This window comes from Pseudoalteromonas luteoviolacea NCIMB 1942 (genome assembly GCF_001625595.1).
Lineage (GTDB): Bacteria > Pseudomonadota > Gammaproteobacteria > Enterobacterales > Alteromonadaceae > Pseudoalteromonas > Pseudoalteromonas luteoviolacea_A.
On the sequence record NZ_AUXT01000163.1, the window covers coordinates 1 to 15,811 of the forward strand.

The following is a 15,811-nucleotide window of genomic DNA, read 5'->3' on the forward strand; positions in this document are numbered from 1 at the left end:
TGCCGCTCCAAATTTTCAGTTTTATTCAACTGATAAAATGTTGAATAAACCTATGAAGCGGCACTAGCTCAGCTGCTAAAACGTTAGACGCGACCCGTCGCGCTCCAGCGGAAAATTAGAGCAAACTATGAAGCGGCACTAGCTCAGCTGGTAGAGCGCGACCTTGCCAAGGTCGAGGTCACGAGTTCGAACCTCGTGTGCCGCTCCAAATTTTCAGTTTTATTCAACTGATAAAATGTTGAATAAACCTATAAAGCGGCCCTAGCTCAGCTGCTAAAACGTTAGACGCGACCTGTCGCGCTCCAGCGGAAAAATTAGAGCAAATTATGAAGCGGCCCTAGCTCAGCTGCTAAAACGTTAGACGCGACCCGTCGCGCTCCAGCGGAAAAATTAGAGCAAAACTATGAAGCGGCACTAGCTCAGCTGGTAGAGCGCGACCTTGCCAAGGTCGAGGTCACGAGTTCGAACCTCGTGTGCCGCTCCAATCTCTCTTTTCTAATATTTCTTTATATCAATCTTTTATAACTATTTTCTCTATTAATCCTGAATTATCGTATAAAAACATTGCTTATTTTTAGCTCTATGCGTAAAATACGCGCTCTTTCGGCCATATTAGTCGTTCCTTGCCTTAACCCGGCCGGCCGAAACGGGACAAGGCTATACTAACCGTAAGGAATATCCATGCGTCATTACGAAATCGTATTCATGGTTCACCCAGACCAAAGTGAGCAAGTTCCAGGTATGATCGAGCGTTATACTGGTTCTATCACTGAAGCTGGCGGTACTATCCACCGTTTAGAAGACTGGGGCCGTCGTCAACTGGCTTACCCAATCGAAAAGCTTCACAAAGCACACTATGTTCTTTTGAACGTTGAAGCGCCAACTGAAGTAATCAACGAGCTTGAAACTTCTTTCCGCTACAACGATGCAGTGCTACGTAACCTAGTTATGCGTACTAAGAACGCTGTAACTGAAGCTTCTCCTCTTGCAAAAGAAGAGAAAAAAGAAGCAGCATCTGCTTAATCGTTATTGATTCGGATTTGACTCACCTTTAGAGGTTATGGTGCAAACTCAAACAGACCTGTATACAAATCAATTTGTTTTGTCTGGGGTTGTTTGTAAAACACCGAAATATAGTCAAAGTCCAGCTGGGATCCCGCATTGTATTTTTGTTTTAGAGCACAAATCAATGCAAATAGAAGCCGACCTAAATCGTAACAGCTATGTTCGTATTCAGGTGGTTGCCAGCGGAGACAAATTCCGAACTCAACTAGAGCATTTATACGTTGGGCAAGGGCTACAAGTGCGCGGTTTTTTAAACCGTCACGAAAGCCGAAATGGTTTGAGTCAACTTGTACTTCACGCACAACATATTGAAAGAATTAATTGAGGAAATTACTCATGGCACGTTATTTCAGACGTCGTAAGTTCTGCCGTTTTAAAGCAGAAGGCGTACAACAAATCGATTACAAAGATCTAGCTACTCTTAAAAACTATGTAACTGAAAGTGGCAAAATCGTACCTAGCCGTATCACAGGTACAAGCGCTAAGTACCAGCGTCAGCTAGCAGCATCTATCAAGCGTGCTCGCTACCTAGCCCTTCTTCCGTACACTGACTTACATAAGTAAGCCGGCTGATTAATAGTTTTTAAAAGGTGTAGAGACATGCAAGTTATTCTACTAGACAAGATCGCTAACCTAGGTAACCTAGGTGACCAGGTTTCTGTAAAATCTGGCTTCGCACGTAACTTCTTATTCCCTAAGGGTAAAGCAGTACCTGCAAACAAAGCTAACATCGAAACTTTCGAAGCTCGCCGTGCTGAGCTTGAAGCAAAAATCGCAGAAGAGCTAGCTGCTTCTCAAGCGCGTGCTGAAAAACTTGAAGCACTAGCTGAAGTTACTCTAGTTTCTAAAGCGGGTGACGAAGGTAAGCTATTCGGCTCTATCGGTACTCGTGACATCGCTGACGCGATTTCTGCAGTTGGTGTTGAAGTAGCTAAAGCTGAAGTTCGCCTACCTCTAGGTACTATCCGTGAGACTGGTGAATTTGACGTAGCTATTCAAGTTCACTCTGACGTAACGGCAACTATCAAAGTTATCGTTATCGCAGAAGCTTAATTTATTAAGCGTAAACCGCACACTCAGTGTGCGGTTTTATCCCTCCCCTGAAAAATAACAACGACACAAACTTTCAGTGTAAAAAATCGGTTTTTAGCACGGTTGCTCACGGAAGATTCACCATACAAGTTGGAAAATTAATCTAAATCACAAAACTTGGCACTGAACCGTTTTATATTTTAGATGTATATATACTCTAGTAATCACTTGTAATAGCGTACCCATTTTATATAAGTTTTATTTGTGATAATTTAGTTAACTCTTTTGTACTAGGTACTTTTTTTTGCTGTCCAATTATCATACAGTGTTATTTGTAAGTGATGACAGCGTTATCATTTAGATTAGGAGAACAATGTTTAATAATCGTTTTGTGCGTGGATTCACATTGATTGAGGTTTTGATGGTTGTAGCTTTGGTTGCCATTCTCGCAAGTATTGCAATGCCAAATTATATGGAATATCTACGTAAGGGAAACCGAGCTGATGTTCAACAGCTGATGTATCAAGAGGCGGTTGTCCTTGAGCGTATCTACTCAAGAAATGGTGGCTACCCAGATACACATACTCTGGCGCAAAAATCGAGTTATTACACATTGGGATATAACCCGCGAAAAAAACCAGACGGTGCCGCGGGAGATTACAGAAATTTAGGATTTGAGATAACTGCCACACCAATAGCTAATTCAACCCAAGCTTCAGATGTATGTGGTGTATTAACGCTCGATGAGCAGAGTACAGAATCTTCACAGGGGCAACATAATGATTGTTGGTAAGTCTAAAGAGCAGGGCGTTACATTGATTGAATTGTTAATATGCGTTGCATTGGTTGCCGTATTAGCAAGTTTGGCAATGCCTTCTGTGATCACCTACGTTAAACAAGATAGGGTAGATTCTAACGTTCATCAGCTAAACAGTGTATATCAGTATGCGCGCAGCGAAGCGGTAAAAAGAGAGCAGACGGTTAAGTTAGTAAAAGATAACTCCAATTGGCATGTTACAACGGTCATTGCTGGGCAGGAAACCATTTTACGTACGTTTACAATTGAACACCAATCTGTCCATATCGATTTGGTCGATCGTGAGGTAAGATCTACCGGCGAGTTAAACTTAATGAGCAATATATTGGTGGGTGACAATGACAGCAGTACGCGAGACTATCGATTGTGCATTTTGCGCAGTGGACAAAGCTGGGTAAGTGAGGCAGCCGAAAATTGCGCATAGTGAAGGGGTTTTCACTGATTGAGGTGATGGTGTCTATTGTGATTGCCGGCGTTGCGTTATTGGGCTTGGCGGGTGCGCAATTGAAATCACTGCAATTTGCAAATAATAGTTTTTATTATACAGTCGCATTGGTTAATGGCCAAAATGCGATTGAGCGAATGTGGAATGAGCTATGCTATTTTGAACATACTAATCAAAATCTGTTGTTGAAAGACAACCCACGAGTGGCTAATTTACAGCCCACAGATACGCGCTTCACATTAAGAATACAGCCCGATAGGTACAATGACAAAAATTTTACTCAACTAACTTCAGAACGACGAGATGTAAAATTTGAAGTGAGTTGGCAGGACAGCCGTTTGAGCAATAATAGTGCTTTAAACCAAATTACTTTAGTAGCAAGTTATGTATATGTTCCAGCCCCAGATCAAACAACAGGTAAATGTGCTCACAATATGCCGTAAAGTAGATGGCTATACTTTAATTGAGCTCCTTGTTGCAATGGCGGCTGGCCTGTTTTTGTTGTCTGGCGTAGCCATGTCTTACACCGCAATTAAAAGTACGGTGGTGGCAAGTAAAGAGCTTTCTCATGCACAGGAAGTTGTGCGCTATACCAGCCAAACCATGACGCGAAGCATAAAACAAACAAGCAAGTTACCTGAAGTGATAAACGAAAAATCAGCTTTGCGCGTTCATCAACAAGCGGGGTTGCTAGCCTGTGATGGCAGTGTCCCTGATGTGGGGTATTGGGAGACATATACTTTAACGAATGGGTATCTGACCTGTGATATTGGTAATGGACCGGTGCAACTGTTACGCGGGTTACAGGCGCTGACATTTGAGAACTCAGGGATCTTGATCAGTATCTTTGTAACTCCAGATAAATTACCAAAGCAATTTGACGGCAAGATTCAGATTGATATTGCGGCGAGTCGCTTGGTGCTTGATAAAGCTATGTGGCGAAGGCCAACCTAGGGCGGACATTCTATGACGAGTTCTGTACGACAATCAGGTTTTACCCTTGTGAAAGTCATGCTTCTAAGTACTATGGCGAGTGTCGTGGTATTTACGTCAATGAAAGATACGCTTGTGCAAGAGCGCTTAAGTGGCAACTTCCAAAAGGACCTCAACTCGCGATTGCAAGCCGAAAAAGGCGTGTTTGCCAGCGCAGATGACCTCAATGATTACGTCAATGCCAATGCGGGAGCCACTGCGGACCAGCTGCTTTTGGCGAACCCTGGGCTAAACTACGGCTCACATACTGAAGGGCAATACGCAACTCAACACTCAAAAGTTACCAATGCTGATGGCACTATAAGTATAGAGATAGCGAGTCTCGGTCAAAAGTATGGGCTGGATGCATCCAATAATATGGTGGCTATGTTCAAGTATACTGAAGCTGTTTACGAACCCACTTTTAAAAATGCGGTGACGGGCTGTAAAGGCGTTAACCTTTCAGGGAGCGGCCTAGTGGATAGTTACGACTCTAGGAACGGTACTTATGAACAGACAAAATCCAGCAATGGTGATGTAAATACTGTGATTGGTGATGCGAATGTTGTGCTGTCTGGACATTCACCGATTGAAGGGGATGTTAAAGCATCTGGTATTTTATATCTCAAAGGCTCTTCTCCGGTGATTGGTAATGTTCAATCTAATACGGGGATTGACATTTCATATGGCGGCGGATTGCGCGTGAAAGGTAATGTGTTAACACAGGGCTTTGTGATACATCGTGGTGGCGATATATCTGGGGTTGTACGTGCCAACGGTAATGTTGAAATGCTATGGGGTGCTGATATTTTGAATGAACAGAAAGAGGCACTTGATATTCAATATGGTGGAACCGGTAAATTTGAAGTGGCGACTGAGCACTCGCAAGATGGCATTTACTACTCCGCAGCAAAGTTTAATGTGAACCCGAATGTTGAAGCAGTAAGAGTCTACGATCCAAACTCGCCTGATTATGACCCAGCAAATCCAGACAAGGAGTGCGACCCACTCGCACTGCCCGCGAACATGCCAAATATTATTGATGAAAATAACAATTACTCGGATTTTAAAGTAGGGGCTCAGCAAGTGTTTGACTTTACACCACATGTAGGTGAATTTACGCAAGGTCAAGGTACGAAGCTTAACTCAACGGCTACTAATATCTATTTATTTGATATCAATAAACAAAATCATGGCAGATCCAATAATAAAGACACCGAATATGCTTTTGGTATGAAGAACGTCAATATAGGCAGTGATGGTGTTGTGAATATTGACGGGGGAATTAATGGCGGTGACGTTATCTGGCTTATCGATGGCGATTTTACCATGGGCGGGAACAGCCGATTAAATATAAAAGACAAGTCTAGCTTAACCATTTTTGTAACGGGCAAAGTCAATCTAGGTGCCAGTGCGCAAATTGTTACTGAGAAACCAGGGATCACAGAAAGTGGTTGGGGAACATTTAGTATCTTTTCTTCATATCGGGCAGACCCCAATGATCCGAGTCAACGAAATAAACCTGGTGTTAAGGTGAGTGGCACTTCGTCACTCTATGCAGTTATTTATGCGCCCATGACTTCTATTTCAATGACAGGGAGCGGGCAGTTTTTTGGTACTGTTCGTGGTGCGACAATCGAAGCGCATGGTGGCAGCGGTGTACATTTTGATGAAGCGCTTAAAGACTTAAAAATAGGCAGTGGCGGCACAGTAAAGACCCCAGCTAAGTTAGTTTTTGATAGTTGGCGTTATAAGCACCCTGAAGCGTTTAGTGACACTGACAACGATGGGGCTGGTGACACTCAGTAAAACCCGCTTTGTATCTGACGTAATTCATGTTCGAAGTCTGTCCAAACCTAGTTATCTGTTCTAATGAAAAATTAACCAACCTCCTTTAAACCTTTTTTGCAGTCCCTGCGTCTTAATAATTAAATAAAAACACTGTATAGGCGAGTAAATACTCGACCTAATATTTAAAAAAGCAACTACATTGAACTTTGATTTTATTTGGCTATTGCTTTTTTTCTGGGAGAGATGTGTCATCATCTTTGCCTTGCAGTAAAGGAATTTTATTATGTTAGTTGATGCACGAGACGCATTTGCAGACGATACACTTGATGAGCTAGTACTGCGCACTAAACAAGGGGATCAAGTTGCCTTCGCCGCGTTGTATGAACAGTGCCATCAGCGAGTATATGCGCTGTGTTTAAGGTTACTAGCTGATCAAGCACATGCTGAAGATGCTTGCCAAGAGGTATTCGTACAATTGTGGCATAAGGTTTCGCAATTTAATGGGCAATCAAAATTTACTACCTGGCTGCACAGCGTGACGTCAAATGTCGCTATTAGTTATCTACGTAAGCAAAAAAATTGGCTGACTAAAGTCGTGAGCTTTGAGAACAGTGGTATGGATGAAGCGAGCATTTCGTTATGTGGTGACTTAAATGGTTTGGATAAGCTGATCTTGAAATTGCCAGAGCGAGCACGATTAGTATTTGTACTCCATGCAGTGGAAGGGTATCGACACGAAGAAATTGCCACCATGTTAGGCATGGCTGTAGGGTCGAGTAAATCTCAGTATCACAGGGCAAAAAAGCTGTTACAGGAGTGGTATGAAAATGACTAAACCAAGTTTTGATGAGTTTTTAGCAAAAAACGTAGAGCAAAGTGACCGCCCCGAGCACATGCCTCAGCCTCAAAAAGAGCTCTGGTCCGGGATTGAGCGAGCAATTAATGCAGAGTCACCCACAAATGCCTCGCAGTCGAGTCAACAAAATCGCGTGGATGTATGGCGTCAAGCTACGGCAATTGCCGCATCAACTCTTGTAGGCATGTGTGCTGTGTATTTTAGCATGAAGCCAGCTACGCAAAGTCCAGTGATGCAAATGAGCAACTATTTCGAGCAGCAAAAGCAAACCTTGCTGGTGCAGTATGGCTCACAGCCTGCTTTGACACATGATTGGCAAGTACAACTGCAAGAGCTTGAGCAAGCAGAACAAGCGATTAAAACTGTTCTTGAGAATGACCCAGAAAATGCCGCTTTGTTACAAATGCTCGCGCAGGTTTATCAACAGCAATTAGATTTAATTAACCGGGTTCACCAACCCCGTTGGCAACAGATTTAGGAGAAGTAGGATGAAAGCAATCGTATTGAGCCCAATAGTATTAAGTTTGGCAATGCTGCCAGTTATGGTACTAGCTGGGGAAAAAATAGATAAAGAAATCGGAATTCCAAAGGATGGTAAGGTTTTCATTGAAAATCAACGTGGAAGCGTTGTAATTAAAACGTGGGATCAAGCCAAGTTTAAAGTAGAAGGTGAACTCGACGACGCTGCAAAAGGGTATAAGCTTGCTAACAGGGGGAGCAAAACAGAATTCATTGTCGAGATGCCCTCTCGAGTCAAAGGTTGGGGTCGTCAACATGAAGGCTCTGAATTAACTATATTTATGCCTAAGCAGAGTGAGCTCGTATTTGAAGGCGTTCAGGTAGATGTAGAAGCTTCTCAATTACTTGCAGGCGCGTTTATTAAAACCGTTAATGGTGATATTAAGGCAAGCCAGATAGATGGCAAAGTGAGACTAGAAACGGTGAATGGCGACATTGATGGTACCGACTTAAGCGGACGTGTGCGCTATGAAACGGTCAATGGTGACATAAAAGATGTGGGCTCAGCCGGAAAATTACGCTTCAATGCCGTAAATGGTTCAATAGAAAGTAAGACTTTAGCTCAAGAGATTCGCTTGGAGAATGTGAATGGTGAAGTTGAATTTGACATTGCTGCGCTTCAAGAACTACGACTAAACACGGTCAATGGCGAAATAGAAGTCCGCACTAAAAAATTACTATCAGGAGCGAGACTGAACCTTGAATCTGTCAGTGGTGATGTCGACTTGTACTTTCCGAGCGATATTTCGGCGCGTTTTGATATTGATGCCCATGCGGGCGGAAAAATTATCAATGAATTAAGCAAAGATGAAGTGAAAAAAGCTAAGTATGGTCCATCACGTGAACTAGAGTTTAATGTCGCGGGCGGTGATGCAGATATTGAGATTGATACTGTCAGCGGTCGAATTACTTTGAAAAAGAATTAGAATTGAGCAACAGCTCGAATAACCGAGCTGTTGCTTTTCTTTGTTTAAAGCTTGTCAGTCAAACAGCATTCAGTTTTTTTTGATTTAGGGTTACAATAACAAATCCACTCATTTGTTTTTGTCGTAATATGGCCAAACCTGATCAACAAGTCGATACACTAAAAGTTCCTCCACATTCAATCGAAGCAGAGCAGTCTGTTTTAGGTGGTTTAATGCTAGATAACCAAGCATTTGACCGTGTTGCTGAGCTGGTGGTTGCTCAAGACTTTTACACCCGCACACATAAACTGATTTTTGAGGCCATGACTAAACTCGTTGAGCTTGGTCAACCAATCGATCTGATAACAATTTCGGAGAATCTAGAAAAGAACAATCAACTAGATTCAATAGGTGGTTTTGCCTACTTAGCTGAGATAGCGAAAAATACCCCCAGTGCTGCAAACATTGATGCCTACGCAAGTATCGTGCGCGAAAGGGCGGTAGTAAGAGAAATGATCTCTGTTGCCAATGAAATCGCTGAAGCCGGTTTTAATCCTGAAGGGCGCAATAGTCACGATTTGTTAGATTTAGCTGAGAGTAAAGTGTTTAAAATTGCTGAGCAGCGCAGCAAAAGTACCGAAGGCCCACAAAATATTCACAGTATTTTGGAAAAAACCATAGATAAAATTGAAGAGCTCTATCAGTCTCCGCAAGATGGTGTGACTGGGGTAAGTTCGGGTTATTCAGACTTAGACAAAATGACTGCGGGTTTGCAGCCCTCGGATCTCATAATCGTTGCCGCTCGTCCTTCAATGGGTAAAACAACATTTGCCATGAACTTGGCAGAGCATGCGGCTATGACACAAGACAAGCCTGTACTCATTTACTCATTAGAGATGCCCTCAGAGCAGATTATGATGAGGATGTTGGCGTCTTTGGGTCGTATCAACCAGACCAAAGTAAGAACGGGCCAATTGGATGATGATGACTGGGCAAGGCTTTCTTCAACAATGGGGCTATTGATGGAGAAAGGGCAGATGTATATTGATGATGCGTCAGGCCTAACGCCAACAGATGTGCGCTCGAGAGCACGTCGTATTGCGCGAGACCACGGTGGTATTAGTATGATCATGGTCGACTACTTGCAGCTAATGCGGGTGCCAAGTCTATCGGACAACCGTACTTTAGAAATTGCTGAAATATCGCGTTCATTGAAAGCCCTAGCAAAAGAGCTGGAGTGTCCCGTTATCGCATTGTCCCAGCTTAACCGTACACTAGAGCAACGTGCTGACAAGCGACCTGTAAACTCCGACTTGAGGGAATCGGGTTCAATCGAGCAGGATGCCGATCTGATCATGTTCATTTATCGTGATGAAGTATATAACGACGATACCCCAGACAAGGGCACCGCAGAAATTATTATAGGTAAGCAGCGTAACGGTCCAATTGGTAAGGTGAGGTTAACCTTCCAAGGTCAATACTCTCGTTTTGACAATTACGCTGGGCCTGCACTGGACGACGAGTATTAAGCCCAAATAAATAAGGGTATCTAAAAATGCGTTTAGCAACAGCCGAAATCGATATTAATGCGCTGAGGCATAACTTGGCCATTGTGAAAAAAATGGCACCGAATGCAAAGGTAATGGCTGTGCTTAAAGCCAATGCTTATGGCCATGGTTTAGTCAAAATAGCCCAGTGCTTAGAGGGGGCTGACGCATTTGCGGTAGCGCGTATTGATGAAGCGTTAGCTTTACGTGCAGGGGGCTTAACTAAGCCGATTATTTTGCTTGAAGGTTTTTTCGCGCCCAGTGATTTACCTATTTTATTAGCCAACAACTTTGAAACAGTCGTTCACGACGAAAACCAACTGGCAGCGATTGAAGCTTGCCAGTTGGAAGCGCCAATATCGGTGTGGTTGAAAATTGATACTGGAATGCATCGGCTTGGTATTGAACCTCATCAATTTGAACAATTTTATGCGCGCCTAAAACAGTCGCCAAATGTGAAAGTCGATACAAAGTTAATGACGCATTTTCCCTGTGCAGATGACCTTAATAATGACTTCACTACACTGCAAATAGCTGCGTTTACGGAGCTAGTGAAAGAGCAAGATGAGGCCCTATGTCTCGCCAACTCTGCCGGCATTATTGGCTGGCCAGATGCTCATTTTGATTGGGTTAGATCTGGGCTGATGTTGTACGGTGTGTCACCTATGCTGAATTGCACAGGGGTAGATCATGCACTCAAACCTGTTATGCGTTTAAAAACACGTGTCATTGCTATAAAAGACGTAGTGTGTGGCGACCGTATTGGCTATGGTGGCCGATGGACCTGTGAGAAAGACACAACACTTGCTGTGGTAGCCATGGGTTATGGCGATGGCTATCCGCGTCATGCGAAAGAGGGAACGCCTGTGGTCATCAAAGGCCAGCGATATGGTATTGTGGGTAGTATTTCAATGGATATGATAAGCGTTGATATTGGCAGTAATTGCGACAAAATCAGAGTTGGTGACGAGGTTGAAATGTGGGGACCCAACTTGCCTGTTGAGGAAATCGCAAGCTGCGCAGACACTATTCCTTACGAGCTTCTATGTAATATCACCCCGCGGGTGAGTTATGACTACTTAACCGGCTAAGCTGCTCATCACTCAAACAGCTGCCCTTGCATCGTAGCCACAACTTGACGAGGTCCACCTTGATCTCGGTGTTCACCAAGGTAGATACCTTGCCAAGTCCCTAACTTTAAAGTGCCTTGGTAGATTGGTATCGTCACTTCACAACCCAGTGTGCTGGACTTGATATGTGCAGGCATATCATCGTCGCCTTCATAATCATGTCGATAATAATTTTGATTTTGAGGAACAAAGTGATTGAAGTGGCTTTCCATATCCATTCTCACTGTGGGGTCTGCATTCTCATTGATTGTGAGACTTGCCGAAGTGTGTTGAATAAACAAGTGGAGCAGCCCTACCTTGTAGTAGCTTAACTGAGGAAGGTGCGCAAGTAACTCGTTATCGATTAAATGAAAGCCTCGAGAACGAGGCTTTAATGTAATAACAGTTTGATGCCAACTCATAGCTTATCGAAGCTGACTTCTATATTTGCGTTACCATCATCGGATGTGAATGGCATAATAATCTTAGCGCCTTCACATTTATGTGTAATTGTGTGTCCTGGTCCAGAAACAACTAAAGGGGTTGCCATGTCAAAGTCATAACCTTTTTCACCTAATAGGTTTTTAGCACCACCTGTGACCATATTGGTGATTTCGCCGACCATGTCAGTAACTTCTTCATTAATACCATCAGGTCTTTCACCTAGCATTCTTTCCATAATAGCTAAAGCTAAGCTTTCATCAAAAGTGATGGAAAAAGATCCCTTGGTTTGTGGGCCAACCATACCGATCAGTCCTGACACGTCTCCTCTGGCGACTTCATCTTTTTTTATCTTTGGCTTACCAGGCGTTAGCTCAGTTTGTGCCATAGTAGCTAATACATTTATTAGTGAAGATAAAAAAGGGTTGATGAACTCAACATTCATATTATTGTTCCCTTGTTTTATTCATTGTTGCAGTCATTATCTAAGTGTAGTGGCTTTTTTATCAGCTGCACTACTGTTGGCACTTTTCACAAAGCCCATGAGCTTCGATAGTTTGTGCTTTAACTTTAAAGCCTTTTTCTGCTGATAAGTTATTCAATTCGTGAGAAATTGCACCAGAATGCAGTTCTTGTACGTGTCCACAGCTATCACAGATCAGCAACTGAACTGGATGGATATGGTCAAAGTGGTGACACAGCATAAACGAGTTAGTGCTTTCAATTTTGTGGATGAAGCCAAGCTCAGCCAAAAAATCTAGCGCACGATATACAGTCGCTGGCTTAGCACTGTTCTCTGTTAATTTTAATTCTTCTAACAGGTCATAAGCACCTACGCCACCTTGTTTCGTCGCGAGCAATCGAAATACTTTTTCTCTAATCGGCGTAAACCGGGCACCGCGGTTATCGCAGACCTGTTTCGCTTTACTAACAAGTAGTTCTATATTCATGTTCTAAATCCTTACACTACTTCCCAATACTAACATATTCATTTTAATAGTCTTGTATCGACAAGGATTTATTCTCAATATTCAATGGTTGGAGAGCATATTGCGTCAACCACGCTTCAAAATCAATTTTTGACATCGGTTTACCTAAAAAGTACCCCTGACCCAAGTCACAATTCATGGCTGCCAAGGTGTCTAATTGTAGCTGGGTTTCGATGCCTTCGGCGATCACTTTTATACCTAAATTATGCGACATAACAATGATAGCATTGACGAGTTGTTTCACCTGTTCGCTGGTATTCATATCGAAAATAAAGCTCTGATCAATTTTTAAAACATCAAATGGGTATTGTCTCAAGTAGTTAAGCGATGAGTAGCCAGTGCCAAAGTCATCCATAGAAACGAGAATGCCCAGTTGGTGAAATTCAAATAGCGCATCTCTAACCAGTTCATCACCGCTGAGTAATACCCCCTCGGTGATTTCCAGTTCTAGTAATTGTGTGTCTACTTTGAATTGATTGATTAAATGGCTCACCGTATTAACGAGGTTGGGGTCTTTAAACTGCCGAGGCGATAAATTGACGGCAATTCGAAATGGGTTACTGAGCGTATTTTGTAAACTGTTGATTTGCTTTATCGCTGTTTCTAACACAAATTGCCCAAGTTCAATAATGTATCCTGTTTGCTCTGCCAGGGGGATAAATTCTCCGGGAGAAATCCAGCCAAGTTCAGGGTCGTGCCAGCGTAATAAAGCTTCAGCACCTACAACATATTGACTACGCAAATCATATTGTGGCTGAAAATATACTTCAAACTTGTCGTTAGCGAGCGCCAAACGCATTTTTTCTTCCAGCATGAGGCGTCGGTCTAAATCTTGACTCATGCTTTCTGTGAAAAATGAAAACGTATTGCGGCCCAGTTGTTTGGCGCTGTACATTGCTGAGTCAGCTTTTCTCAGTAGCTCATTAGGTGTTGCCGCATCATTTGGAAACACTGCAAGGCCCAAACTCAACGAAATCGTAAAGGAGCGGTCGTCGATTTCAAATGGAGAACGAAATAAGTGTACTAATTTCGTTGCGATAGCAGTAATGTGGTGTTGATCTGCGATATCTCCCAGTAAGACGATAAACTCATCACCACCGAGTCGCGCAACTGTGTCCTGTTTGCGCAATGCGTTTTTCAATATTTTGGCCGAATGTATTAGCAGTTTGTCTCCTACTTCATGACCCATAGAGTCATTTACTTTTTTGAAGTCGTCTAAATCGATAAACCCAACGGCGATGAGTTGTTGATTTCGCTTGGCCTCATGGATCATTTGTTGCAGCCTATCCAACGCTAAAAACCGATTTGGCAACTTGGTCAAGGTGTCGTAAAACGCATGATGTAATATCACTTCTTCTTGGCGCTTCTTGTCGGTAATGTCTCGTACTGCAACGACCAGCTTGTTTGAGTCTGGGATCGCACTTAATCGTGCTTCGAAGTGCTTGCCTGCTGTCTCACCGTCGATACGGTATTCAATTTGTGTAAGCTGACCACTTTGCTCTGTCGCTGATATAGCTTTGGTAAAGTGCTTTGCTGCGTGTGTGGGCAAAACATCAATCAGTTTTTGCCCTAAAAATGGTGTTTCTGGAATATGCATTGTGCCATTGCTCCCGTAATGACACTCTAAAATCTTGCCTGCTTTATCAACAATAAAAAAGATATCTGGAAGGGCTGAAAAAATACCCTCCAGCACGCTTTGTTTTTCTATTGCACTTTGTTGTGCTTGATTCTTTTGCTCGAAGCCTTGTTGCAATGTTCTGGAAGCATTATGCAAGTTGTTGGCAAGTCGCTTCAACTCGCCGCTGCCAGCAATACTGGTGTCGTGATTGAACTTGAAATCACCCAGTTTGTCACTGAGTTCCACCAGTACCGCAATGGGTTTATGAATGAAATAGTAACTGATAGTGATAGCCAATAAAGAAATGACTAATACAGAAGCGACCACTATCCAAACATTATGGTTGTAGTGAGTGTAAAGGCTGCTTACTTTTTCCGCGAGCGAGTATTTCGTCACGATTAGAAATGGTGTTGTATTTGATTGACTGCCTTTGGGTTCAGCGTACGTGATTTTTCCGTAACTCGTATAGGTTTGCTGCTGTGAGTCAAAACTTTGAATAAGCGGTGTTTCTTTTGATAGTCCAACAACGATATTAGATAAGTGAGGGAGCAACGCCATTGCATTTTCCCCAACTTGATTCGCTGCCGAGCTATACAGAACTTTGAGTTTTTTGTCGGTGATGAGGATATATGAGAAGTGCTTATCAAACAAAGAGGCACGGATGGTTTCGTTGATGAGAATGTCCGAGTGTGCGGCTTCCAGACTGCCAATTGTGTGCATCAAAGTGTCGGACAAGTAGGCTTGCGTATCTTCTAATAGAAAGCCTTTTTTAACCTGAAAACTAAATATGATTAAGGACAGCGCGAATATTGCTGCGCAGACAGTCGAAATTAGGGTCAGCCATAATTTTAGGTTTATTGAACGCGCTTTATCCATTATTAGTCCTTCAGCACCCAGTTCGTGAATGGCGGAATTTGTGATTACCGCTCAGTCCTTAGTCCTTTAGCTCGCTACTGCGAATAGTGCGTATTTACTCCTGTTGGAAAAACAACGCCAGTCAAATGTACATCAGGAGTGGTTTACGCTGACTTTTGCTGGCCACCTTCGAGCTAAGTATAGTTTAATTCGAAGAACTTGAATGACAGAATTTCTCTTGCTGAAAGATATGGAATTACAATATTGGGTGATTGTGTCATGAGCACAAAAGGATAAGTGAGTGATGTGTTTACTCGTGCGATGTAATCGCGAAAAGACCGCTTAATGCTTAAAAATCATGAATCTTTGATATGGCTGCAGATTTCAAAAAGCCTTAATACTGCGCCTGTATAGTCATTGTTCAAGACCGTGCAATGATTATTACTCCATGGGCGTGTTCCGTTTATATAAATATATGTAATGTTGAGTAATTTACCCTTAATAGTGAATTAGGTAGTGTTCAATTAGAAAACACGAGAATTCTTAGGGATTATTCGGTTCGAAAAATTAAGCCAATGTTAATTTTAAGTAATTTTGATTTATTTTTTTGTTTTGTGTGTTAGCATCATAGACACAGTATTTTTTAAAAAAAGAATATTCAGTATTCTAGGTATTGTATTTTGTAGTCTAGCTGTCGTGCCTGCGTGAGTAGCATTTTCTTTTAATGGGCTTTCACTAAGTTGTTGTTTAACAGTTCTTTTTGTTGGCTTTGGCGCAGTTGGCTAACGACCTTTTAAGCAAAGTGTTAGTTAGTCAGCCATGTTAATTTGCGGCGATAACCTATGTAATG

18 protein-coding genes and 2 tRNA genes are annotated in these 15,811 nt (G+C 42.5%); 16 read left to right on the forward strand and 4 right to left on the reverse strand.

Annotated features, from left to right (window positions below):
* Positions 1-132 precede the first annotated feature (132 nt).
* The 16 genes from N482_RS12565 (at position 133) to alr (ending at position 11,040) form a co-directional block, all read left to right on the forward strand.
* Positions 133-208: transfer RNA gene (locus N482_RS12565), tRNA-Gly, on the forward strand.
* Positions 209-408: 200 nt separating this feature from the next.
* Positions 409-484: transfer RNA gene (locus N482_RS12570), tRNA-Gly, on the forward strand.
* Positions 485-681: 197 nt separating this feature from the next.
* A complete protein-coding gene (rpsF, locus tag N482_RS12575) occupies positions 682-1,023 on the forward strand; it encodes a 30S ribosomal protein S6 (protein ID WP_023400735.1) in 342 nt (113 codons plus the stop codon).
* A 37-nt stretch (positions 1,024-1,060) separates the two neighbouring features.
* Positions 1,061-1,390 (forward strand): primosomal replication protein N, encoded by a 330-nt coding sequence (gene priB, locus N482_RS12580; RefSeq protein WP_063377365.1) that lies wholly within the window; start codon positions 1,061-1,063, stop codon positions 1,388-1,390.
* Positions 1,391-1,401: 11 nt separating this feature from the next.
* Complete coding sequence (gene rpsR, locus N482_RS12585; protein ID WP_063377366.1) at positions 1,402-1,629, forward strand: 30S ribosomal protein S18; 228 nt, start codon at positions 1,402-1,404, stop codon at positions 1,627-1,629.
* Between the two features lie 36 nt (positions 1,630-1,665).
* Positions 1,666-2,118 carry a 50S ribosomal protein L9 gene (gene rplI / locus N482_RS12590; protein ID WP_063373391.1) on the forward strand — a complete coding sequence of 151 codons (453 nt, stop codon included), beginning with the start codon at positions 1,666-1,668 and terminating at the stop codon, positions 2,116-2,118.
* Between the two features lie 352 nt (positions 2,119-2,470).
* A complete protein-coding gene (locus tag N482_RS12595) occupies positions 2,471-2,890 on the forward strand; it encodes a type IV pilin protein (RefSeq protein ID WP_063377367.1) in 420 nt (139 codons plus the stop codon).
* Positions 2,877-3,338, forward strand: a complete 462-nt coding sequence (locus tag N482_RS12600) for a GspH/FimT family pseudopilin (RefSeq protein ID WP_063377368.1) — start codon at positions 2,877-2,879, stop codon at positions 3,336-3,338. Before N482_RS12595 ends, N482_RS12600 begins: the two co-directional genes overlap by 14 nt.
* On the forward strand, positions 3,338-3,802 hold the full coding sequence (locus N482_RS12605) for a type IV pilus modification PilV family protein (RefSeq protein ID WP_231100861.1): 465 nt from the start codon (positions 3,338-3,340) through the stop codon (positions 3,800-3,802). Before N482_RS12600 ends, N482_RS12605 begins: the two co-directional genes overlap by 1 nt.
* Positions 3,750-4,313, forward strand: a complete 564-nt coding sequence (locus tag N482_RS12610; protein ID WP_063377370.1) for a PilW family protein — start codon at positions 3,750-3,752, stop codon at positions 4,311-4,313. The genes N482_RS12605 and N482_RS12610 overlap by 53 nt, the downstream gene beginning before the upstream one ends.
* A 12-nt stretch (positions 4,314-4,325) precedes the next feature.
* Positions 4,326-6,140 carry a DUF7305 domain-containing protein gene (locus N482_RS12615; protein ID WP_063377371.1) on the forward strand — a complete coding sequence of 605 codons (1,815 nt, stop codon included), beginning with the start codon at positions 4,326-4,328 and terminating at the stop codon, positions 6,138-6,140.
* A 265-nt stretch (positions 6,141-6,405) separates the two neighbouring features.
* On the forward strand, positions 6,406-6,957 hold the full coding sequence (locus N482_RS12620; protein WP_063377372.1) for an RNA polymerase sigma factor: 552 nt from the start codon (positions 6,406-6,408) through the stop codon (positions 6,955-6,957).
* Positions 6,950-7,456, forward strand: a complete 507-nt coding sequence (locus tag N482_RS12625) for a hypothetical protein (protein WP_063377388.1) — start codon at positions 6,950-6,952, stop codon at positions 7,454-7,456. Before N482_RS12620 ends, N482_RS12625 begins: the two co-directional genes overlap by 8 nt.
* A 25-nt stretch (positions 7,457-7,481) precedes the next feature.
* The gene (locus N482_RS12630; protein ID WP_155730587.1) at positions 7,482-8,423 is read left to right on the forward strand and encodes a DUF4097 family beta strand repeat-containing protein; all 942 of its coding nucleotides are present in this window, start codon (positions 7,482-7,484) and stop codon (positions 8,421-8,423) included.
* 128 nt (positions 8,424-8,551) lie between these two features.
* Positions 8,552-9,931: a replicative DNA helicase gene (gene dnaB / locus N482_RS12635; protein WP_063377374.1), complete on the forward strand. Its 1,380-nt coding sequence runs from the start codon at positions 8,552-8,554 to the stop codon at positions 9,929-9,931.
* A gap of 26 nt (positions 9,932-9,957) precedes the next feature.
* Positions 9,958-11,040: an alanine racemase gene (gene alr / locus N482_RS12640; RefSeq protein WP_063377375.1), complete on the forward strand. Its 1,083-nt coding sequence runs from the start codon at positions 9,958-9,960 to the stop codon at positions 11,038-11,040.
* Between the two features lie 8 nt (positions 11,041-11,048).
* Here the strand turns inward: alr and N482_RS12645 are convergent, their stop codons facing one another.
* The 4 genes from N482_RS12645 to N482_RS12660 form a co-directional block, all read right to left on the reverse strand.
* A complete protein-coding gene (locus N482_RS12645) occupies positions 11,049-11,480 on the reverse strand; it encodes a secondary thiamine-phosphate synthase enzyme YjbQ (protein WP_063377376.1) in 432 nt (143 codons plus the stop codon).
* Complete coding sequence (locus tag N482_RS12650) at positions 11,477-11,944, reverse strand: chemotaxis protein CheX (protein ID WP_063356314.1); 468 nt, start codon at positions 11,942-11,944, stop codon at positions 11,477-11,479. The genes N482_RS12645 and N482_RS12650 overlap by 4 nt, the downstream gene beginning before the upstream one ends.
* 70 nt (positions 11,945-12,014) lie before the next feature.
* Entirely contained in the window at positions 12,015-12,449 is a 435-nt protein-coding gene (gene zur, locus N482_RS12655; protein ID WP_063377377.1) for a zinc uptake transcriptional repressor Zur, read from the reverse strand.
* Between the two features lie 43 nt (positions 12,450-12,492).
* Positions 12,493-14,982 carry an EAL domain-containing protein gene (locus tag N482_RS12660; RefSeq protein WP_081227934.1) on the reverse strand — a complete coding sequence of 830 codons (2,490 nt, stop codon included), beginning with the start codon at positions 14,980-14,982 and terminating at the stop codon, positions 12,493-12,495.
* Positions 14,983-15,811 lie beyond the last annotated feature (829 nt).

Coding starts and splice junctions, on each gene's coding strand:
- zur (WP_063377377.1), bottom strand. CDS start 12,449: ATGAATATAGAACTACTTGTTAGTAAAGCGAAACAGGTCTGCGATAAC.
- N482_RS12595 (WP_063377367.1), top strand. CDS start 2,471: ATGTTTAATAATCGTTTTGTGCGTGGATTCACATTGATTGAGGTTTTG.
- N482_RS12615 (WP_063377371.1), top strand. CDS start 4,326: ATGACGAGTTCTGTACGACAATCAGGTTTTACCCTTGTGAAAGTCATG.
- N482_RS12650 (WP_063356314.1), bottom strand. CDS start 11,944: ATGAATGTTGAGTTCATCAACCCTTTTTTATCTTCACTAATAAATGTA.
- N482_RS12600 (WP_063377368.1), top strand. CDS start 2,877: ATGATTGTTGGTAAGTCTAAAGAGCAGGGCGTTACATTGATTGAATTG.
- rplI (WP_063373391.1), top strand. CDS start 1,666: ATGCAAGTTATTCTACTAGACAAGATCGCTAACCTAGGTAACCTAGGT.
- N482_RS12645 (WP_063377376.1), bottom strand. CDS start 11,480: ATGAGTTGGCATCAAACTGTTATTACATTAAAGCCTCGTTCTCGAGGC.
- priB (WP_063377365.1), top strand. CDS start 1,061: ATGGTGCAAACTCAAACAGACCTGTATACAAATCAATTTGTTTTGTCT.
- N482_RS12660 (WP_081227934.1), bottom strand. CDS start 14,982: ATGGATAAAGCGCGTTCAATAAACCTAAAATTATGGCTGACCCTAATT.
- alr (WP_063377375.1), top strand. CDS start 9,958: ATGCGTTTAGCAACAGCCGAAATCGATATTAATGCGCTGAGGCATAAC.
- rpsF (WP_023400735.1), top strand. CDS start 682: ATGCGTCATTACGAAATCGTATTCATGGTTCACCCAGACCAAAGTGAG.
- N482_RS12610 (WP_063377370.1), top strand. CDS start 3,750: ATGTTCCAGCCCCAGATCAAACAACAGGTAAATGTGCTCACAATATGC.
- rpsR (WP_063377366.1), top strand. CDS start 1,402: ATGGCACGTTATTTCAGACGTCGTAAGTTCTGCCGTTTTAAAGCAGAA.
- dnaB (WP_063377374.1), top strand. CDS start 8,552: ATGGCCAAACCTGATCAACAAGTCGATACACTAAAAGTTCCTCCACAT.
- N482_RS12620 (WP_063377372.1), top strand. CDS start 6,406: ATGTTAGTTGATGCACGAGACGCATTTGCAGACGATACACTTGATGAG.
- N482_RS12625 (WP_063377388.1), top strand. CDS start 6,950: ATGACTAAACCAAGTTTTGATGAGTTTTTAGCAAAAAACGTAGAGCAA.